Here is a 19,298-nt window from a genome sequence, read left to right as displayed (position 1 = left end):
CTGACTCAGCGGGCCTTTTTGTTTGTACACGATTTGACTGAGCGCGTTAGTTCTTGGTGCGGGTCTCGTGCATCCGTGCCAACTGCCGCTCCAGCATCGACGGATACGGCTCCATCAACCGTTCCACGCAACTGGCGCCCTCTGGGCTGGCAATCGGGCGGATGCGTGCGCGTTGGCGGATCAGCGTGTCTTCGCTGATCTTGCGCTCCACCAGCAGCAAATTGCGGCTATGTTGCGACAAGGCCAAGGCGTCCTGTGCGATCTCGGTCAGCAACAGGTCGATCTGGCTCATGCCGAACAGGTCGTCGCCTACGGTCAGGCCCAGTTGCAATTGCAGGGTAATGCCGCTGTCAGCCACTTCGATTTGCAGGGCGTGACCCAGGGCGCGCAGCAGTTCACCGCAGCAGATAGCGTTGGTCAGGTAGTCCTCACCGCTGTCTTCGCTGTGGAACAACATCAGCGTGCTGCCATCGTTCAGGGTGTGCAGTTCGCTCTGGTACAGCGAAGCGGCCTGGTCGAGACAGTCACGGTAGCGTTCCAGCAATTCGGTCAGGCGCGCACGGGGCAGGCGACGCAGTTGGTCCTGCGCACCCAGTTGCACAGCCAGTACGGCGCTGTACTGGGGTTCAGTGCTCTTGATCGGGGCCGGTTTTGGCGCCATGGCCGGGGCGCTTGCCGAGGTGTCGCGCAGGTCGGCGAACGGGTCTTCATCGTCCAGTTCGTCTTCTTCAGCTTTGAACGCGCGGCGGGTGGCAGGCTTCAAGCCCGCTACCGGAGCGTCTTGCACTTCAAATTCGGGCTCGTCGTCGTAGTCCGTATCATCGAACTCAGGCTCAGGTTCAACCTCACGCACTATCGGTTCCGGGGCGAAGCTGGCGTGCAGTTGGCGGGCCAGGTCGCCTATTTCATCCTGGCGGTCAGTGGCCGGGGTGTTTTCATCGATGTCCCGCAGCCAGATGCGCAGTTGCATCAGCGGCGTAGAGATGTGCCGGCCCAGACGCAGGCTCAACGCCAGGGCCAATGCCAGCAGGATCGCGCTGAGGATGCCCATGCTTTGTAGGCTGATGGTCATCGGCTGCTGGAATTGCTGCATGTCCAGGCTGATACGCAGTTGGCCGGCCTTTACATCCTGAAACGTGATATTGCTCTGGTAGAGCCCTTGCGCTTCACCCAGCAGGCCGTTTTTCGGGCGTTGCCCGGCTTCAGCCATGATCCGGTTGTCCACGCTATAGATGGCCGCGTGGGCCACCAGCGGGTTTTTGGTCAGGTTGTTGAGCAGCACGTTGAGGCTGAGGATGTCGTTGGACACCAGCAGCTCAGTCGCCGAGGTCGCGGTCTGGGTGGTCAGGCTCTCGCCCAGGGCGTCGGCTTGCTCGTGCATGGCCTGTTTGAACTGCAAACCCATCACGCAGGCGTAGATCACCAGGGCCAGGGCGACCAGGATCACGTTATGGCTGGCGATGCGTAATGCGATCGGTACACGGCGGTGGCGCAGTGCCCGGAAGATCAGCAGGAAGAAGTTATCGGTTTTTACTGGCGTGGGCCGGTTCACTTGCGCTCGGCTCTTGGTCCGTGAAGTTGACGCGCAGTATAGCGACAGCCCTAGGGCCGGCAAAGCGCTGGCTGTGCCCGATGGTCACTGAAAGTGGGTAGAATGCGGTTTTTTTCCAGCCTGGGGGTGCGCCTTGCGCGAAATTGTCCTGATTAACATCACGGGGGAAGACCGCCCAGGTCTGACCGCAGCGATTACCGGTGTGCTGGCCCAGGGTGGTGTGAACATTCTCGACATCGGCCAAGCGGTGATCCACGACACCTTGTCGTTCGGCATTCTGGTTGAGATCCCGAGCACTGAACAGGCGTCATCGGTACTCAAGGACATCCTGTTTACGGCGTACAAGCTGGATCAACAGGTGCGTTTCACCCCGGTGTCCGAAGCCGATTATCAGCAATGGGTGGCCGGTCAGGGCAAAAAGCGCCACATCGTGACCCTGTTGACCCGCAAGGTCACCGCTGAGCAATTGCAGCGTGTCAGCTCGATCACCGCGCAGTACGGTTTGAATATCGATCATATCGACCGTTTGTCGGGTCGCATGCCGCTGGACACGCCCGCTGACAAGGGCAAGGGCTGCATCGAGTTCTCCGTACGCGGTGAGCCAGCCGACCCGCAAGCTCTGCGCGCCGAGTTCCTCAGCGTGGCGCAGGAACTGAACGTGGATATCGCTTTCCAGGAAGACTCACTGTTCCGCCGCAACCGTCGCCTGGCGGTGTTCGACATGGATTCCACGCTGATCGAGGCCGAAGTTATCGACGAGTTGGCCAAGGCTGCTGGCGTCGGCGAGCAGGTGTCGGAAATTACCGAGCGCGCCATGGCCGGTGAACTCGACTTCCGCGCCAGCTTCAAGGAGCGCTTGGCGCTGCTCAAAGGTCTGGACGTCAGCGTGCTGGACTCCATCGGTGCGTCCCTGCGCCTGACCGAAGGCGCAGAAACCCTGTTCGCCGAACTCAAGCGCCTGGGCTACAAGACCGCCATCCTGTCGGGTGGCTTCACTTACTTCGCCAAGCAATTGCAGGCCAAGCTGGGCATCGACTACGTGTTCGCCAACGAGTTGGAAGTGGTGGATGGCAAGGTGACTGGCGTGGCCGTGGAGCCGATTGTCGACGCACAGCGCAAGGCAGATCTGCTGAAGGAGCTGGCTCACAAGGAAGGTTTGCGTCTGGAGCAGACCATTGCGGTGGGCGATGGGGCGAATGACTTGCCGATGCTGGCAATTGCCGGGTTAGGTGTGGCGTTCCGCGCCAAGCCGTTGGTGAAGCAGTCGGCGAAGCAGGCGATTTCGACCCTGGGGTTGGATGGGGTGTTGTATCTGCTGGGCTTCCGCGATCGCGACGGTCAGCTGTAACTGAATAAGTGCGGTAAAAAATGTGGGGGCGGGCTTGCTCGCGAACAGCGGTGGTTCAGTCACTGATGTGTCGACCGATACCCCGCATTCGCGAGCAAGCCCGCGCCCGCATTGGGTTTTTTGTCAGGCTTTAGGTGCAGCGATGCCTTGGCCCATCTGCACCGGCGTACCTGCCACCAGCTCTTGCGCCCACTTCACCTGATCCGGCCCAAACAGCACAATCGCCGTCGACCCCAGTTTGAAGCGACCCAGCTCCGCACCTTTTTCCAGGTGGATCGGCGCGCGCGCAGCTTCGTCATAACGGAAGGTTTTCAGCTCACGCTTCGGCGGGGTCACCAAGCCGGCCCACACGGTTTCAATCGACGCCACAATCATCGCGCCCACCAGAACCACGGCCATCGGGCCGCGTTCGGTGTCGAAAATGCAGGCAACACGTTCGTTACGTGCAAACAGCTCTGGTACGTTTTCGGCTGTGGTCTGGTTCACCGAGAAGATACGGCCCGGGATGTAGATCATCTCGCGCAGGGTACCGGCCAGTGGCATGTGCACCCGGTGATAGTCCTTTGGCGACAGGTAGATGGTGGCGAAATCGCCGCCCATGAACGGCGCCGCTACAGCGGCATCGCCGCCCAGCAACTCCAGCACGCTGAAGCTGTGGCCCTTGGCCTGGAACACGCGGCCATGTTCGATCGGGCCGAGCTGGCTGACCGCGCCATCGGCTGGGCTCAACACCGCGCCTGGGGTTTGATCCAGTGGGCGCGCGCCGTCTTTCAACGCGCGGGTGAAGAAGGCGTTGAAGTGCTCGTAGGCGGTCACGTCTTCAACCAGCGCCTGGGACATGTCCACTTGATAGCGCTTGGCGAACCAGGTGGTGAAGGCATTCTTGAACCAGCGCACGCGGCACTCGGCGATGCAGCCGGCCAGGCGCGATAGCAAGTGGTGTGGCAGCAAGTACTGGCTGAGGATAAACAACTGCTTTTTCATAACTGTCCTTAAACCTTAAATCTCGACGGGGGTGTCGGGGTGGTTGCCCCATTCGCCCCACGAACCGGCATAACCTTTGACTCGCGGATAACCGAGTGCCTTGGCCACCAGGTAGGTGAAGCCAGAGCGGTGGTGAGTCTGGCAGTGGGTGATGATTTCTTTATCTTTGGTCAGTCCGAGGCCTTCGAGGATCTGCGGCATGTCGCGGCGGATACGCAGGTTGCGTGTCGGGTCCATGCCAGCAGTCCATTCAAAGTTCACGGCACCGGGGATGTGCCCGCCTTTGGCGGCGAGGACTTTTTCACCGGAATATTCCAGCGGGCCGCGTGCGTCCCATATGCCCAGGTCGGCAGCACCCAGGCGACTTTGCAGGTATTCACGGGTGGCGGTGGGGCCTTCGTGCAGCGTCAGGCTGACCGGGCCGTCGACCGGGGCGGGTACATCGGTGGAGACCGGGCGTTCCTCTTCCAGCCAGGCCAGAAGGCCACCATCCAGGTAATGGTATTTCTGATGGCCGATCACGTCGAGCATCCAGATGAACCGCCCGGCCCAGCCGCCGCCTTCGTCGTCGTAGACCACGTAGGTCGCGTCCGGGGTGTGGCCCAGTTCGCCGAACAGCTTCTCCAGGTCCGCCTTGTTGGGCAGCAGGCCGGGTGCCGGCGCCTGGCCCAATTGGGTACGCTTGGGGTCAACGAAATGCGCGCCGGGGATATGCCCTTCGGCGTAGCGGGCGGCACTGGTGAGGTCCACCAGAATCAGGTGTTCGGCATCCAGTTGACCGAGCAGGTCGCTGGGTTCGATCACCAGCGGCAAGCCAGAGAAGTCAGGCATGTGAGGTCTCCTGGGCACAAATGTTGGCGATATAAAGAGGGCGATTGTAGCGCAAGCATCAGGCGCTGCGGTTGGTAAAGCAGAGCAGGGCTTTCTCGATGCATTGGGCGGTTTTGCCGAAGGCCTGCACGGTGGTTTCCGAGAACGGTCCCCCACCCTGGTCGGCCACCATCAGCATCACCACCTTGCCATTGCAGCTCAAGGAGCGCAGTAGCAGGTGTTCACCGGTAAACAGGCGGCGCAGGATCGGTGGCAGCAAGGCTGAGAACTGGGTGTGGTTTTCAGGGTTGAGACGCACCTGCGCGGACTTTTCCAGCAGGCGCAGCAGCAGCGTGCTGTTGACCACGTCCAGGCTCAGGTTAGCGGCGTCCTTCGGCAGGCCGTCGACCTGATGCACGCGCAAAGTACTCTGGGCGCGATCAGTCATCAGCAGCATGACCCGTTGCATGCCACTGGCCACCAGGGCCTCCTTGGCGCAGGTGGTCAGGTGCATCGCGTTGGCAAAACGGCTCGGCTCTACCAGCAGTTCTGTACAACGTTTACGCCAGACGGCCAGCGACTCGGCGGTAGGCGGCGGTGCCGGCAGCAGGCCGCGATGAATCTTCTGCACATGCCAGGGCCAGATCAGTGACAGCGCCGGGTGCCACAGGTCGGGCATCAGCGTGCTGCGGGCGCTGGTCACGGCTTGTTGATGGACGTGTTGCTGTAACTCGCCCAAGGGTTGCTGCAGGTATAGCGCAGTGAGGAGCTGCCAGCGTTCGGTGTGCGGGCAGGTCCAAGACTCTTGCGCCGACATCGCCAAGCCGTTGGCCAGCAACACGGTATTGGCCGGCTGGTTCAGCCAGCGGCGCAGGTTGGGTTCGGCGTCGAGCAATTGCTGATGGTGCAGCGGGTCATCTTCGCGGGCGATATGCAATGCCTTGACCAGCAAGCGCTGTTCGCTCAATAGCAGCTTGTAGCCTTGGGAGACCCAAATCGGCAGGTGCCAGGCTTCGGTCAGGCCGACGCACAGGTCCAGCAGGCGCACGCCGAACAATTCCTGCTCGACCAGACGGGCTGGCTGGCCTTTGTGGATAACCCGCAGCTCCCATTCTTCCAGGAGCTTGGGGTAGGCGACCGCCATCGGCCAAAGCGGCGATAGAAACAGCAGGCTGCCCCAGTGAATGTCCTGCCACAGTCGTGCCAGGCGGCTGCCAAACAAGCCGTTGGCTTGCTGCGAAGCGTGCTGACTTATCAACAACAGTTGGCGCAGCGCCACGGGAATCTCGTTGGCGGGCACCGAAGGCAGGCGCGCCAACAGTTCCTCGGCGCGCTTGAGGCCCAGGCGGTTGAGTGCCACTTCGAGGTTTTCCGCCGGTTCCGCCAGGCTGCCATGGGTGTGGCTGTTGGCTTCGCGCATCACGCTGAGCACGAGGGCCGGGCTGTCTTGCATCAGCTCGGCAATATCTCGTAATGAGCTGCGGCTGTCGCGGATGCCTTTGCACACGCGGTCGTGGCTGGCCTGGGGAACAGGCAGCAGCACATCGTCCAGGCGCTTGATCCAAGCGGCGAGAGAAGTAGGTTTTGCAGTTGGGACTGTCGTTTCATTAGCCATGATTGGGGCGAGATCATCACTTGCGGTCAACACGCCCGGAGCGGGCCGAACTGGCTTTTCGCCTTAACGGGCTATAGTCTGGCGCAGTTTTGCCGATAAGAGGAACAAGAGTTTTCAGTTCCCCCCAATATGTCCATGAACCCGACGGCGCAAGTACTCATCTCCTATGGCTAAAATTATCGGCATCATCGTCGTCATCGCAAGTGTGCTAGGTGGCTACGTCCTGTCCCACGGTAAAATTGCTGCGCTGATCCAGCCCTTCGAAGTGCTGATCATCGGTGGTGCGGCGTTCGGCGCATTCTTGCAGGCGAACCCTGGCTACATGACCATGCACGTGCTCAAGAAATCCCTGAGCATGTTCGGTTCGCGCTTCACCCACACCTTCTACCTGGAGGTATTGGGGCTGGTCTACGAGATCCTCAACAAAAGCCGCCGCGAAGGCATGATGGCCATCGAGGCCGACATCGAAGACGCCTCGGCCAGTCCGATTTTCGCCAAGTACCCGGCCGTGCTCAAAGATGAGCGCATGACCGCCTACATCTGTGACTACCTGCGCATCATGTCCTCCGGCAACATGGCCCCCCATGAGTTGGAAGGCCTGTTCGACATGGAATTGTTCAGCCTTAAAGAAGAGCTGGAGCATCCCTCTCACGCGGTGACAGGCATCGCCGACGGCATGCCGGGTTTTGGTATTGTTGCGGCAGTACTCGGTATTGTTGTGACCATGGCCTCCTTGGGCGAAGGCGACCAGGCAGCCATCGGTATGCACGTGGGTGCGGCGCTGGTAGGTACCTTCTTCGGTATTCTCGCGGCCTACGGCTTCTTCGGCCCGCTGGCCACCTCGCTGGCCCATGATGCCAAGGAAGAAATCAACCTGTACGAATCGATCAAAGCCAGCCTGGTAGCCTCCGCTTCCGGCGTGCCGCCCTCGCTGGCGGTGGAGTTCGGTCGCAAGGTGCTGTACCCGAAACATCGCCCAAGCTTCGCCGAGCTGGAACAAGCGGTTCGCGGTCGCTAAGCCATGGAAAACAACCAGCCGATAATCATCAAGCGCGTCAAGCGCTTCGCCGCGGGGCACCATGGCGGTGCCTGGAAAATCGCTTTCGCCGACTTTGCGACGGCGATGATGGCGTTCTTTCTGGTGCTGTGGCTGATGTCCACCGCCACCCCCGAACAAAAAATCGCCATCGCCGGCTACTTCAAAGACCCGATTGGTTTCTCGGAAAGCGGCACGCCCTTCGTGATCGACCTGGGCGGTTCCCCGCAGTTGGCGCCTGAGCGCACCATTAACCCAGAGGTCAAGACCGAAGCGCCGCAGGAAAAAATCCCGATCGAGCGCGACACTGTCGAATCCATGGCTGAGCAGGTCGAGCAGGAACGCCTTGGGCTGTTGCTTCAAGAGTTGCAGACCAAGGTTGAGGAAAACCCGCAACTGCTGAAATTCAAGGATCAGATTTCGTTCGAAATCACGCCTGAAGGCCTGCGCATCCAGATCATCGACGCGGCCAACCGGCCGATGTTCGACTCCGGCAGCGCGCGCCTGAAGCCGTACTTTGAAGACATCCTGCTGGCCATGGCCGACACCATCAAAACGGTGCCGAACAAGATCAGCATCAGCGGCCACACCGACGCCCAGCCGTATGCGGTCCAGGGCGACTTCGGCAACTGGGAACTCTCGGCCAATCGCGCCAACGCTGCACGCCGCGTGTTGGTGGCCGGCAGCTACCCGGACCCGCAAGTGGCACGCGTGGTGGGTTTTGCCTCCTCGCAGCTGTTTGATCATCAAGACCCGTTAAGCCCGTCCAACCGCCGTATCGATATCGTGGTGCTGACCAAAAAGGCCCAGCGTGCGATTGAAGGTGATCAGCCGCCGGCGCCGCAACCCACCCCAGGCGCAGGTGCGCCGGGTGAAGTACCGGCCGACCCGAACGCCATACCGCCAGGGCAGGAGCCGTTGCCGGCGCATGAGCTGCGTCAGAAGCTGAATTTGTTTGATGATGGTGGCGTGAAGGATCCTACGGTGCCTGGTACGGGTTCGTAGATGTCCACATACAACAAGGCCGCGATGATCGCGGCCTTGTTGTATCTACCTTCTGGGAGCGGTTTAGTGAGTGCTTTGCGGCAGACTCGCAATAATCGACCGATAGCTGTTCATCCGCTGCTGCTGCACACGGCCATCTTCCAGCGCCTTGAGCAGCGCACAGCCTGGCTCGCGGTCGTGTTTGCAGTCGCGGAAGCGGCAGGTGCCGATCAGGTCATTGAATTCGATGAAGCCCGCTTCCACGTCGCTGCGGCTGACGTGGCCGAGGCCGAATTCACGGATGCCTGGGGAGTCGATCAGCTCACCGCCGCCGGGGAAGTGGAACAACCGCGCGGTGGTGGTGGTGTGGGTGCCCTGGCCGGACAGTTCCGACAGCGGGCCCACGCGGGTGTCGACTTCCGGCAACAGGCTGTTGACCAGCGAGGATTTACCCACGCCCGACTGGCCAACGAACACGCTGATGTGCCCGTCCAACTGCTGTTGCAGTTGTTCCATGCCGTTACCGTGATGCGCCGAGACTTCCAGCACCGGGTAACCCAGCGTGCGGTAGACCGCCAGCAGCGCATTCAGCGCCGGGGCATTCTGCTCGTCGATCAGGTCGAATTTGTTCAGCAGCAACAGCGGGCGAATGCCGGCATGTTCGGCTGCTACCAGATAGCGGTCGATCAGGTTGGCATGCGGCTCAGGTAACGGCGCGAACACGATCACGATCATATCGACGTTGGCCGCTACCGGCTTGAGTTGACCTCGGCTGTCGGGGCGGCGCAGTTCGGTGTTGCGCGGCAACTGGGCGACGATCACGCCGATGCCCTGGTTGCCGGCACGCCAGACCACTTTGTCGCCGGTGACCAGCGCAGGCAGATTGGCGCGCAGGTGGCAGCGGGAGACCGAGCCTGCGAGTTCGCCTTCCAGCGCCTCGACTTCGACCTGCACACCAAAGTGCGCGATCACCAGGCCCGTCTGTTCGGGCCCCAGGTCGCCGCCCTCGAGCGCTTCTACCGCGGAGGATTCACGTTTGGCGGCGCGTGCGGCGCGCTCACCTTGAATCTTTTCGATGCGCCAGTTTTGGCGTCGATTGAGCTGGCGTTTGGCCATTGGTGTTCCGTGTCGATAATGCAAAGGTTTAGGTGAAACGGTCGCGAGTCTAGCACGGCCCTGCCTGCTAAACTGCGCAGCTACGCCAAGGTGCCAAGAGAATCAAGCCATGCAAAACCCACAGAACCTGATTTGGATCGATCTGGAAATGACCGGTCTGAACCCCGACACTGACGTCATCATCGAGATGGCGACCATTGTCACCGACAGCAACCTCAACACCTTGGCCGAAGGTCCGGTGATCGCCATCCACCACAGCGATGCCGTATTGGCCACCATGGATGAGTGGAACACCCGCACTCACGGCAACTCTGGCCTGACCCAGCGCGTGCGCGACAGCCGCATCAGCATGGCCGAAGCCGAAGCTGAAACCATCGCCTTCCTGGAAAAATGGGTGCCGAAGGGCAAGTCGCCGATCTGCGGCAATAGCATCTGCCAGGATCGTCGCTTCCTCTATACGCATATGAAGGCGTTGGAGAGTTACTTCCACTACCGCAACCTGGATGTATCGACGCTTAAAGAGCTGGCTGCGCGCTGGGCGCCGGAAGTCAAAGACAGCTTCCATAAAGGCAGCACCCACTTGGCGCTGGATGATATTCGCGAGTCGATTGCCGAGTTGCAGCATTACCGTAAGCATTTCATCAAGGCTTGAGTCTGTGGCGCCTGGTCCTGCGATAGGGGCGACTCGGTCTTTCGACTAGCGCCCCCTTTTGGTGCCACCACCAAATGATTAGACTGCCGGCCTAATCGCAAGGATCGCCACCATGCTGCTGATGCTCTACCTCATCGCCATCACCGCCGAAGCCATGACCGGTGCCCTGTCCGCCGGCCGGCGTGGCATGGATTGGTTTGGCGTGGTGCTGATCGCCTGTGTAACGGCGTTGGGCGGTGGCTCGGTGCGCGACGTGTTGCTAGGCCATTATCCGCTGACCTGGGTCAAGCACCCGGAATACCTGGTGCTGACCTCCATCGCGGCGTTAGTGACGATTTTTATTGCCCCGCTGATGCGCCACCTACGCTCGTTGTTCCTGGCGCTGGACGCCGTCGGCCTGGTGGCGTTCACGTTGATCGGCTGTATGACCGCCCTGGAAATGGGCCACGGCATGCTGGTCGCGTCGGTCAGCGGCGTGATTACCGGCGTGTTCGGTGGCATCCTGCGGGACATCTTCTGCAACGACATTCCGTTGATTTTCCGCCGCGAGTTGTACGCCAGCGTGTCGTTCCTCGCCGCCTGGTTTTACCTGCTGTGCCTTTATCTGGAGCTGCCCAGCGAACAGGCAATACTCCTGACCCTGTTCAGCGGCTTTCTATTGCGCCTGCTGGCGATCCGTTTCCATTGGGAAATGCCCAAGTTCGTCTATAACGACGACGTGCACTAGCGGGTGGCGTGCTGGTTCAGTGCCCATTCCACATGCTCGCGCACCAGTTCCGACGGATAGTCCCGACGCGCCTTCAAGGCTTCCAGCACCGGAATGCTTGAGGGGGCATTACCCAGGCCCACCGCCAGGTTGCGCAGCCAGCGCTCGTATCCGGCACGGCGCAGGGGCGAGCCTTCGGTGCTGCTGAGGAATTTATCCTCGTCCCACATAAACAGCTCGGCCAATTCTGCGTTATCCAGGTTGTGGCGTGGCTTGAAATCGTTTTCTGCGGTGGCGCGGGCGAAACGATTCCATGGGCAAACGATCTGACAGTCATCGCAGCCGAACACTCGGTTGCCGATCAATGGGCGCAAGTCTTCAGGAATGGCGCTTTTGAGCTCGATGGTCAGGTAGGAAATACAACGCCGCGCGTCCAGCACATAGGGGCCGACAAAGGCGTTGGTGGGGCAGATGTCCAGGCACGCGGTGCAGCGCCCGCAGTGTTCGGTGCTGTGAGGGGCGTCAACCGGTAGCGGCAGGTCGACAAACAGCTCACTCAGGAAGAAGTAGCTGCCGGCCTTGCGATTGAGCACCAGGGTGTTTTTGCCGATCCAGCCCAGGCCAGCTTGCTCGGCGATGGCTTTTTCCAGCACCGGCGCGCTGTCGACAAAGGCACGGAAACCGAAGGGGCCGATCTGCGCCTGGATGCGGTCAGCCAATTGCTGCACGCGCTTGCGAATCAGTTTGTGGTAGTCGCGGCCCAGGGCGTAGCGCGAGATGTAGGCTTTTTCTGGCTGGGCCAGCAGTTGAGCCATCTGCGTATCGCCTGGCAGGTAATCCATGCGCAGCGAGACGACGCGCGACGTGCCCGGCACCAACTCGTCGGGGTGGGAGCGTTTGCTGCCGTGGGCGCCCATGTATTCCATCTCGCCGTGGTAGCCCGCGTCGAGCCAGCGTTGCAGGTGCTGCTCATGCTCGGCCAGGTCCAGGCCGCTGATGCCGACTTGTTGAAAGCCCAGCTCGCGGCCCCAGTCTTTGATTGATTGGGCGAGGGCGGGCAGATCGGAGGTAATGGCGGGCATGAGACACGGGAAACCACAGGTTAGATAGGTATAATTCTGCCAGACATCGGAGCTTGAAGACGCATGCCGCAGACAAAACACGCAATAACCGACGTACAGACCCTGTTGCCCGGCCATTTGCCGCAACTGGCTGCGCGCTCCCCGGACGCCCATAAAGGTCAGTTCGGTCACCTGCTGGTCATTGGCGGTGACCGCGGCTTTGGCGGCGCTGCGCTGTTGAGCGCCGAAAGTGCCTTGCGCAGTGGCGCCGGCATGGTGTCCCTGGCAACGCGCCTGGAGCATGTGCCTGCTGCGTTGGCGCGTTTGCCGGAAGTCATGACCGTGGGGGTCAGCTCGGCTAATCAATTAATGGGCTTGCTGGAAAAGATCTCGGTCATCGTGATCGGGCCAGGGCTCGGAGACGCCTCCTGGGGCAAAAGCCTGCTTTCTGCTGCCGCAAACGCTAAACAGGCGCAGGTCTGGGACGCCGACGCCTTGAATCAACTCGCCACCGGCACCGTGGCTCTGCCGGCCAACTGTGTGATCACCCCGCATCCAGGGGAGGCCGCGCGCTTGTTGGGCATTTCGACAGCCGAGGTTCAGGCCGATCGCCTTAAGGTGGCGCGCGCGTTGAGCCAGACATTCAACGCAGTGACTATCCTCAAGGGTGCTGGCAGTTTGATTGCCAGCCCAGACGGACGTGTTTCGCGATGTGACCAAGGCCACCCGGCGATGGCAACGGCAGGGCTCGGCGATGTGTTGGCCGGCCTGGTGGGCGCACTGCTGGCCCAGGGCATTCACGCCTATGAAGCAAGCTGCCTGGCCGTGTGGTTGCACGCCACGGCGGGGGACCGTCAGGGTACTTTTGGACGAGGGCTGGCTGCGAGCGATCTGATACCCGCCATTCGTCAATTGTTGGAGGAACAGTCGCCGTGCCTGAAGTAATTCTTTTCCTGGCCGATGAAGACGCCATGGTTGCCTTCGGTCAGCGCATCGCCCAGGTCACGGCCGGGGCCGGGCTGATCTTCCTTGAAGGTGACTTGGGGGCGGGCAAGACCACGTTGTCCCGGGGGATTATTCGCGGTTTGGGTCATGCGGGGGCGGTGAAGAGTCCGACATTCACCCTGGTCGAGCCCTATGAGATCGGTGCAGTACGCGCCTTCCACTTCGACCTCTATCGCCTGGTAGACCCCGAAGAGCTGGAGTACATGGGCATCCGTGATTACTTCGATGAAGATGCGTTGTGCCTCATTGAGTGGCCAGATAAAGGCACAGGCTTTTTGCCAAAGCCGGACCTGACCATTACCATTACGCCGCATGAGCACGGACGTCAGTTGAAGTTGTTGCCCCAGAGCGCGCGCGGCCAGTCGTGGTGCGCCGCTTTGGCATTGGAATTCAAATAATTGGTGGGGTTAGGTATGCGCTTTCGCGCGTTGGTTGCTGTCGTGGGGGTGTTGCTTGCGGCAATGACTGTCAATGCTCTGGCTGCTTCACAGGTGAAGAGTGTTCGCCTGTGGCGAGCGCCGGATAACACGCGGCTGGTGTTCGACCTGTCTGGCCCGGTCCAGCACAGCGTCTTTACTCTCACGTCTCCTGATCGCCTGGTGATCGACATCAACGGCGCGACCCTGGCCGCGCCGTTGAAGGTATCCACTGCCAACACCCCGATTACCTCTATACGCTCGGCCCAGCGCACGCCCACTGACCTGCGCGTGGTGATCGACCTGAAAAAGGTTGTAACGCCGAAAAGCTTCTCGCTGACGCCAAACGCCCAATATGGCAACCGGCTGGTGGTCGACCTGTTCGACAACGCCGCCGATGCCGCGCCGCCGCCGGCCCCAACGCCAAGCGTGGCAACGGTACCGGCAGTCCCGGTGAGCCCGTCGCAACCCCAGGTCAAGCTGCCACCGCCGCCACCGGCCCCGGCAGGCAAGCGCGACATTATTGTAGTGATCGACGCCGGCCACGGCGGTGAAGACCCAGGTGCTTCCGGTTCGCGCGGCCAGCACGAGAAAGACGTGGTATTGGCCATCGCCCGTGAGCTGCAGCGCCAGGTCAATGGCATGAAAGGCTACCGCGCCGAGCTGACCCGTACCGGTGACTACTTCATTCCGTTGCGCGGCCGAACTGAAATCGCCCGTAAGAAAGGCGCCGACCTGTTTGTGTCGATTCACGCCGACGCCGCGCCCTCGACCGCTGCATTCGGTGCTTCGGTGTTTGCCCTGTCGGATCGCGGCGCTACGTCCGAGACCGCGCGTTGGTTGGCCGACAGTGAAAACCGTTCCGACTTGATCGGCGGCGCCGGCAACGTGTCCCTCGATGACAAGGACAAAATGCTCGCGGGGGTGCTGCTCGACCTGTCGATGACGGCTTCGCTGACCTCCAGCTTGAACGTCGGCCAGAAGGTCTTGAGCAATATCGGTCGAGTCACTTCGCTGCACAAGCATCGTGTGGAGCAAGCAGGGTTTATGGTGTTGAAGTCGCCGGACATCCCGTCGATCCTGGTAGAAACCGGGTTCATCTCCAATGCCAAGGAAGCCTCTAAGCTGGCCAGCGCCAGCCACCAGCAGGCCCTGTCGCGCTCCATCAGCGCCGGTATTCGCCAGTTCTTCCAGCAGAACCCACCGCCGGGCACTTACATCGCCTGGCTGCGTGACTCGGGGAAAATCGCCCAAGGCCCGCGTGACCATCGCGTGCAGCCGGGCGATACTCTGGCCATGCTGGCGGTGCGTTTTCAAGTGTCGGCCGCTACCTTGCGCAGTGCTAACAAACTGAAGACGGATGAGTTGAAAGTCGGCCAGGTGTTGACCATCCCTGGCACTGAATTGGCGGCGCAGTAATGAGTGAGTCCACCCTGAACAGCGGCTCGCGCATTGAGCTGCTGAGCCCGCGCCTTGCTAACCAGATTGCTGCGGGCGAGGTTGTTGAGCGCCCGGCGTCGGTGATCAAGGAGCTGCTGGAAAACAGTATCGACTCCGGTGCCAAGCGCATTGATGTCGATGTGGAGCAGGGCGGCGTCAAGCTGCTGCGCGTACGTGACGATGGCAGCGGCATCTCCTCCGATGACCTGCCGCTGGCCCTGGCCCGTCACGCCACCAGCAAGATTCGCGACCTGGAAGACCTTGAGCGCGTGATGAGCCTAGGCTTTCGCGGTGAGGCTCTGGCCTCGATCAGCTCCGTAGCGCGCCTGACCCTGACTTCGCGCACCCGTGACGCCGACCAAGCCTGGCAGGTGGAAACCGAAGGCCGCGACATGGCGCCTCGGGTTCAGCCGGCAGCCCATCCGGTCGGTACATCGGTAGAGGTGCGCGACCTGTTCTTCAATACCCCGGCGCGGCGCAAATTCCTCAAGGCCGAAAAAACCGAATTCGATCACCTGCAAGAAGTCATCAAGCGTCTGGCCCTGGCCCGTTTCGACGTGGCTTTCCACCTGCGCCACAACGGTAAGACCATCCTCAGCCTGCATGAAGCCCATGATGACGCCGCGCGCGCGCGCCGGGTGTCGGCGATTTGTGGCGCGGGTTTCCTGGAGCAGGCTCTGCCGATTGAAATCGAGCGTAATGGCCTGCGGCTGTGGGGCTGGGTCGGTTTGCCGACCTTCTCCCGCAGTCAGGCGGACTTGCAGTACTTCTTTGTGAACGGCCGCGCTGTGCGCGACAAGCTGGTGGCCCACGCGGTGCGTCAGGCTTACCGCGACGTGTTGTTCAATGGGCGGCACCCGACGTTCGTGCTGTTCTTCGAAGTCGACCCATCGGTGGTGGACGTCAATGTGCACCCGACCAAACACGAAGTGCGCTTCCGTGATGGGCGCATGGTGCATGACTTCCTCTACGGCACCTTGCACCGCACCTTGGGTGACGTGCGTCCGGATGATCAACTGTCGGCACCGATTGTGACGGCGATGGTCCGCCCGAGCGGCCCGGAAGCGGGTGAGTTCGGCCCTCAGGGCGAAATGAGCCTGGCGGCAAACCTGCTGCAATCGCCACAGCCGCAGCCGTCGTACACCACGCCGGGTTCTGGCTCGGGTGCGGGTTACCAGTACCAATACACGCCACGCCCGCAGTCGGCAGTGCCAGTGGCCGAGGCCCAGGCGGCATATCGCGAGTTTTTCGCGCCGCTGCCCGGGGCCGAGCCTGGCGCTGCTGTGGCCTTGCCGGAGGGTGGCGGTGATATTCCGCCGCTGGGTTATGCATTGGCGCAGCTCAAGGGCATCTACATTCTTTCGGAAAACGCCCACGGCCTGGTGCTGGTGGACATGCATGCCGCCCACGAGCGGATCATGTACGAGCGCCTGAAGATTGCCATGGCCAGCGAAGGCCTCAGCGGCCAGCCGTTGCTGGTGCCGGAATCCCTTGCGGTCAGCCAGCGTGAGGCAGATTGTGCCGAAGAGCACCATGCTGTGTTCCAGAAGCTGGGCTTTGAATTGCAACGACTGGGGCCGGAAACCCTGGCCATCCGCCAGATTCCCGCGTTACTCAAGCAGGCCGAGGCTAACCGTTTGGTCGCCGACGTACTGGCAGACCTGATGGAATACGGCACCAGCGACCGCATCCAGGCGCACATCAACGAACTGCTCGGCACCATGGCCTGCCACGGCGCCATCCGCGCGAACCGCCGCCTGGCCCTGCCGGAAATGAACGGCCTGCTGCGCGATATGGAGAACACCGAGCGCAGCGGTCAATGCAACCATGGCCGACCGACCTGGACCCAGATGGGCCTGGACGATCTGGACAAACTGTTCTTGCGCGGCCGTTGATGAGTGCCTCGCCCCCCGCGATCTTCCTGATGGGCCCAACGGCCGCCGGCAAGACCGACCTGGCCATCGAGCTGACCAAGGTGCTGCCGTGCGAGCTGATCAGTGTCGACTCTGCCCTGGTTTACCGGGACATGGACATTGGCACCGCGAAGCCTTCCAAAGCGCTGTTGGCTGAGTATCCGCATCGTTTGATCGATATCATTGATCCCTGCGAGAGCTACTCGGCGGCGGATTTCCGTACCGACGCCCTGGCGGCCATGGCCGAAATCACCGCACGCGGCAATATTCCGCTGCTGGTCGGTGGCACGATGCTCTATTACAAGGCTTTGCAGGAAGGCCTGGCGGACATGCCGCCCGCCGACGCCCTGGTGCGCGCCGAGCTTGAGGAAGAGGCTGTACGCCTTGGCTGGCAAGCCCTGCACGACCAGTTGGCGGTCGTGGACCCGGTATCTGCTGCACGCATCCACCCCAATGACCCCCAGCGCCTCACGCGTGCCTTGGAAGTCTGGCGTGTCAGCGGCCAGACCATGACTGAACATCGGCTGAAACAAAGTGCGCAAAGTGCTGACGCAGGCGCATCTGGACAGCCACAATTACCCTATACTGTGGCGAATCTTGCCATCGCTCCGGCAAATCGCCAGGTGCTGCATGATCGAATTGCACAAAGATTCACAATTATGTTGGAACAGGGGTTTGTCGACGAGGTCGTAGCACTGCGTTCCAGAGGTGACCTGCATCCAGGGTTGCCTTCGATACGTGCTGTGGGCTATCGCCAAGTCTGGGATCATCTGGATGGCAAGCTGACGTCAGCCGAAATGCAGGAGCGCGGCATCATTGCCACGCGCCAATTGGCGAAACGCCAGTTCACCTGGTTGCGCAGCTGGAGCGACTTGCACTGGCTGGACAGCCTGGACAGCGACAATCTGTCACGCGCCTTGAAATACTTGGGAACGGTCTCCATATTGAGCTGAGTCCTTGCAATAGCCGTCTATCCTTGGGGGTGTGACGGCCATAAGTTATCTATTTTCCGATTTTTTATTATTGATCCTTAAAGGAGTGCGGCACATGTCAAAAGGGCATTCGCTACAAGACCCTTACTTGAATACTTTACGTAAAGAGAAAGTGGGTGTTTCCATCTATCTGGTCAACGGTATCAAGCTTCAAGGCACGATCGAGTCGTTTGACCAGTTCGTGATCCTGCTGAAAAACACCGTCAGCCAGATGGTCTACAAGCACGCTATCTCGACAGTCGTCCCTGTTCGTCCAATCCGTCTGCCTAGCGCAGCAGGTGAAGATGCAGTTGACGCTGAGCCAGGTAACGCCTGATAGGAGTCTCCTTTGTTCTTTGAGCGCCACGGTGGTGGTGAGCGAGTAATCCTCGTTCACTTGGATGGACAGGACCCTGAGGCGCGCGAAGATCCGCAGGAGTTTCAGGAGTTGGCAAATTCGGCCGGCGCCGAGACCGTTGCGTTTTTTAACGTGCCGCGTCATCGGCCAACCGCCAAATACCTGATCGGCAGCGGCAAGGTCGAGGAGCTTCGCGACTTGGTCCACGCTGAAGAAGCTGATCTGGTGATCTTCAATCACGTCCTCACGCCCAGTCAGGAACGTAACCTCGAACGTGTTTTCGAGTGTCGCGTGATCGACCGTACCGGTCTGATTCTGGATATTTTCGCTCAGCGCGCCCGTACCCATGAAGGCAAGCTCCAGGTTGAATTGGCCCAGCTTGACCACATGAGTACCCGGCTGGTTCGCGGCTGGACTCACCTTGAGCGCCAAGGTGGCGGTATCGGCATGCGTGGCCCGGGTGAGACCCAGCTCGAAACCGACCGACGTCTGCTGCGGGTTCGCCTGCGCCAGATCAAGGGTCGCCTCGAGAAGGTGCGCAGCCAGCGCGAGCAATCGCGACGTGGCCGTTCCCGTGCGGATATCCCTACCGTGTCCCTGGTGGGTTATACCAACGCCGGCAAATCCACACTCTTCAATAACGTGACGAAATCGGACGTGTACGCGGCCGACCAACTGTTCGCGACCCTCGACCCGACCTTGCGCCGTCTGGATCTGGACGACCTGGGGCCGATTGTCCTGGCCGATACCGTGGGTTTCATTCGTCACCTGCCGCACAAGCTGGTCGAGGCATTTCGGTCTACGCTCGAAGAGTCGAGCAATTCCGACCTGCTGTTGCATGTGATTGATGCGGCTGAACCGGATCGCATGTTGCAGATTGAACAGGTGATGCTGGTGCTGGGCGAGATTGGTGCCCAGGACTTGCCGATCCTCGAGGTCTATAACAAACTCGATTTGCTTGAAGGGGTTGAGCCACAAATCCAGCGCGACGAGAACGGCAAGCCCCAGCGGGTCTGGCTATCGGCGCGTGATGGCAGTGGTCTTGAGTTGCTTGAACAAGCCATTGCCGAATTGCTCGGCGGCGATTTGTTCGTTGGCACCTTGCGCTTGCCGCAGCGTTTTGCTCGACTGCGTGCACAGTTTTTCGAATTGGGCGCGGTACAGAAAGAAGAACACGACGAAGAGGGGGTCAGCTTGCTGGCCGTTCGATTGCCGCGCTCGGAGCTGAATCGGCTGGTCAGCCGTGAAGGCGTTATACCGGCAGAGTTCATCGAACAACACACTTTGCAATAAAAGCCTCCCAAAGCGGTTGTGCCGCGGTGGCAGGCATT

The 19,298-nt window shown here is 60.8% G+C and carries 18 protein-coding genes; 12 read left to right on the top strand and 6 right to left on the bottom strand.

Translation table 11 applies throughout. The features are described from left to right. Positions 1 to 46 precede the first annotated feature (46 nt). A complete protein-coding gene (locus AACY52_RS12720; protein WP_339415639.1) occupies positions 47 to 1,552 on the bottom strand; it encodes an AhpA/YtjB family protein in 1,506 nt (501 codons plus the stop codon). A gap of 133 nt (positions 1,553 to 1,685) precedes the next feature. Here AACY52_RS12720 and serB point away from each other — a divergent pair, with 133 nt between their 5' ends. Continuing rightward, a complete protein-coding gene (gene serB / locus AACY52_RS12715) occupies positions 1,686 to 2,900 on the top strand; it encodes a phosphoserine phosphatase SerB (RefSeq protein WP_027604912.1) in 1,215 nt (404 codons plus the stop codon). 123 nt (positions 2,901 to 3,023) lie between these two features. On the opposite strand, the gene asd is transcribed toward serB, so the two are convergent. The 3 genes from asd to AACY52_RS12700 are packed head-to-tail and all read right to left on the bottom strand — an operon-like array spanning position 3,024 to position 6,309. Then, complete coding sequence (asd, locus tag AACY52_RS12710; protein ID WP_339415640.1) at positions 3,024 to 3,884, bottom strand: archaetidylserine decarboxylase; 861 nt, start codon at positions 3,882 to 3,884, stop codon at positions 3,024 to 3,026. A 15-nt stretch (positions 3,885 to 3,899) separates the two neighbouring features. Further along, entirely contained in the window at positions 3,900 to 4,715 is an 816-nt protein-coding gene (locus AACY52_RS12705) for a rhodanese-like domain-containing protein (protein ID WP_339435812.1), read from the bottom strand. 58 nt (positions 4,716 to 4,773) lie between these two features. Then, the gene (locus tag AACY52_RS12700; protein WP_339415642.1) at positions 4,774 to 6,309 is read right to left on the bottom strand and encodes an HDOD domain-containing protein; all 1,536 of its coding nucleotides are present in this window, start codon (positions 6,307 to 6,309) and stop codon (positions 4,774 to 4,776) included. A gap of 166 nt (positions 6,310 to 6,475) precedes the next feature. On the opposite strand from AACY52_RS12700, the gene motA reads away from it, so the two are divergent. Both motA and motB read left to right on the top strand, forming a co-directional pair. Next, the gene (gene motA, locus AACY52_RS12695; RefSeq protein ID WP_339415643.1) at positions 6,476 to 7,327 is read left to right on the top strand and encodes a flagellar motor stator protein MotA; all 852 of its coding nucleotides are present in this window, start codon (positions 6,476 to 6,478) and stop codon (positions 7,325 to 7,327) included. A 3-nt stretch (positions 7,328 to 7,330) separates the two neighbouring features. After that, positions 7,331 to 8,350, top strand: a complete 1,020-nt coding sequence (gene motB, locus AACY52_RS12690) for a flagellar motor protein MotB (RefSeq protein WP_339415644.1) — start codon at positions 7,331 to 7,333, stop codon at positions 8,348 to 8,350. A gap of 63 nt (positions 8,351 to 8,413) precedes the next feature. On the opposite strand, the gene rsgA is transcribed toward motB, so the two are convergent. Beyond that, entirely contained in the window at positions 8,414 to 9,445 is a 1,032-nt protein-coding gene (gene rsgA, locus AACY52_RS12685; RefSeq protein WP_339415645.1) for a small ribosomal subunit biogenesis GTPase RsgA, read from the bottom strand. Between the two features lie 109 nt (positions 9,446 to 9,554). On the opposite strand from rsgA, the gene orn reads away from it, so the two are divergent. Further along, positions 9,555 to 10,097, top strand: coding sequence for an oligoribonuclease (gene orn / locus AACY52_RS12680; RefSeq protein WP_010213620.1), 543 nt, complete (start codon positions 9,555 to 9,557; stop codon positions 10,095 to 10,097). 112 nt (positions 10,098 to 10,209) lie between these two features. Further along, the gene (locus AACY52_RS12675; RefSeq protein ID WP_069075149.1) at positions 10,210 to 10,824 is read left to right on the top strand and encodes a trimeric intracellular cation channel family protein; all 615 of its coding nucleotides are present in this window, start codon (positions 10,210 to 10,212) and stop codon (positions 10,822 to 10,824) included. On the opposite strand, the gene queG is transcribed toward AACY52_RS12675, so the two are convergent. After that, positions 10,821 to 11,885: a tRNA epoxyqueuosine(34) reductase QueG gene (gene queG / locus AACY52_RS12670; RefSeq protein WP_339560532.1), complete on the bottom strand. Its 1,065-nt coding sequence runs from the start codon at positions 11,883 to 11,885 to the stop codon at positions 10,821 to 10,823. The genes AACY52_RS12675 and queG overlap by 4 nt on opposite strands. Before the next feature lie 63 nt (positions 11,886 to 11,948). Between queG and AACY52_RS12665 the strand changes: the two genes are divergently transcribed. From AACY52_RS12665 to hflX, 7 genes are all read left to right on the top strand, one after another. Next, the gene (locus AACY52_RS12665) at positions 11,949 to 12,809 is read left to right on the top strand and encodes an NAD(P)H-hydrate dehydratase (RefSeq protein WP_339415647.1); all 861 of its coding nucleotides are present in this window, start codon (positions 11,949 to 11,951) and stop codon (positions 12,807 to 12,809) included. Continuing rightward, positions 12,797 to 13,267, top strand: coding sequence for a tRNA (adenosine(37)-N6)-threonylcarbamoyltransferase complex ATPase subunit type 1 TsaE (gene tsaE, locus AACY52_RS12660; protein ID WP_049710303.1), 471 nt, complete (start codon positions 12,797 to 12,799; stop codon positions 13,265 to 13,267). The genes AACY52_RS12665 and tsaE overlap by 13 nt, the downstream gene beginning before the upstream one ends. 15 nt (positions 13,268 to 13,282) lie before the next feature. Then, on the top strand, positions 13,283 to 14,704 hold the full coding sequence (locus AACY52_RS12655; RefSeq protein WP_339415648.1) for an N-acetylmuramoyl-L-alanine amidase: 1,422 nt from the start codon (positions 13,283 to 13,285) through the stop codon (positions 14,702 to 14,704). Then, positions 14,704 to 16,620 carry a DNA mismatch repair endonuclease MutL gene (gene mutL / locus AACY52_RS12650; RefSeq protein ID WP_370468023.1) on the top strand — a complete coding sequence of 639 codons (1,917 nt, stop codon included), beginning with the start codon at positions 14,704 to 14,706 and terminating at the stop codon, positions 16,618 to 16,620. The genes AACY52_RS12655 and mutL overlap by 1 nt, the downstream gene beginning before the upstream one ends. Next, the gene (miaA, locus tag AACY52_RS12645) at positions 16,620 to 17,591 is read left to right on the top strand and encodes a tRNA (adenosine(37)-N6)-dimethylallyltransferase MiaA (protein ID WP_339438043.1); all 972 of its coding nucleotides are present in this window, start codon (positions 16,620 to 16,622) and stop codon (positions 17,589 to 17,591) included. The genes mutL and miaA overlap by 1 nt, the downstream gene beginning before the upstream one ends. A 94-nt stretch (positions 17,592 to 17,685) precedes the next feature. Next, positions 17,686 to 17,946: an RNA chaperone Hfq gene (gene hfq, locus AACY52_RS12640; RefSeq protein ID WP_049710299.1), complete on the top strand. Its 261-nt coding sequence runs from the start codon at positions 17,686 to 17,688 to the stop codon at positions 17,944 to 17,946. Positions 17,947 to 17,958: 12 nt separating this feature from the next. Then, positions 17,959 to 19,260, top strand: coding sequence for a ribosome rescue GTPase HflX (gene hflX, locus AACY52_RS12635; protein ID WP_339415652.1), 1,302 nt, complete (start codon positions 17,959 to 17,961; stop codon positions 19,258 to 19,260). Positions 19,261 to 19,298 lie beyond the last annotated feature (38 nt).

It is taken from the genome of Pseudomonas sp. EA_65y_Pfl1_P113, from assembly GCF_963970525.1.
Lineage (GTDB): Bacteria > Pseudomonadota > Gammaproteobacteria > Pseudomonadales > Pseudomonadaceae > Aquipseudomonas > Aquipseudomonas tritici.
This window is presented reverse-complemented; position numbering and strand designations above follow the sequence as displayed.

Bases quoted from the DNA above. Each gene is read 5' to 3' on its own strand.
- orn (WP_010213620.1), top strand. From the start codon at position 9,555: ATGCAAAACCCACAGAACCTGATTTGGATCGATCTGGAAATGACCGGT.
- asd (WP_339415640.1), bottom strand. From the start codon at position 3,884: ATGAAAAAGCAGTTGTTTATCCTCAGCCAGTACTTGCTGCCACACCAC.
- mutL (WP_370468023.1), top strand. From the start codon at position 14,704: ATGAGTGAGTCCACCCTGAACAGCGGCTCGCGCATTGAGCTGCTGAGC.
- motB (WP_339415644.1), top strand. From the start codon at position 7,331: ATGGAAAACAACCAGCCGATAATCATCAAGCGCGTCAAGCGCTTCGCC.
- motA (WP_339415643.1), top strand. From the start codon at position 6,476: ATGGCTAAAATTATCGGCATCATCGTCGTCATCGCAAGTGTGCTAGGT.
- AACY52_RS12655 (WP_339415648.1), top strand. From the start codon at position 13,283: ATGCGCTTTCGCGCGTTGGTTGCTGTCGTGGGGGTGTTGCTTGCGGCA.
- rsgA (WP_339415645.1), bottom strand. From the start codon at position 9,445: ATGGCCAAACGCCAGCTCAATCGACGCCAAAACTGGCGCATCGAAAAG.
- miaA (WP_339438043.1), top strand. From the start codon at position 16,620: ATGAGTGCCTCGCCCCCCGCGATCTTCCTGATGGGCCCAACGGCCGCC.
- AACY52_RS12700 (WP_339415642.1), bottom strand. From the start codon at position 6,309: ATGGCTAATGAAACGACAGTCCCAACTGCAAAACCTACTTCTCTCGCC.
- hfq (WP_049710299.1), top strand. From the start codon at position 17,686: ATGTCAAAAGGGCATTCGCTACAAGACCCTTACTTGAATACTTTACGT.
- queG (WP_339560532.1), bottom strand. From the start codon at position 11,885: ATGCCCGCCATTACCTCCGATCTGCCCGCCCTCGCCCAATCAATCAAA.
- AACY52_RS12665 (WP_339415647.1), top strand. From the start codon at position 11,949: ATGCCGCAGACAAAACACGCAATAACCGACGTACAGACCCTGTTGCCC.
- AACY52_RS12705 (WP_339435812.1), bottom strand. From the start codon at position 4,715: ATGCCTGACTTCTCTGGCTTGCCGCTGGTGATCGAACCCAGCGACCTG.
- AACY52_RS12675 (WP_069075149.1), top strand. From the start codon at position 10,210: ATGCTGCTGATGCTCTACCTCATCGCCATCACCGCCGAAGCCATGACC.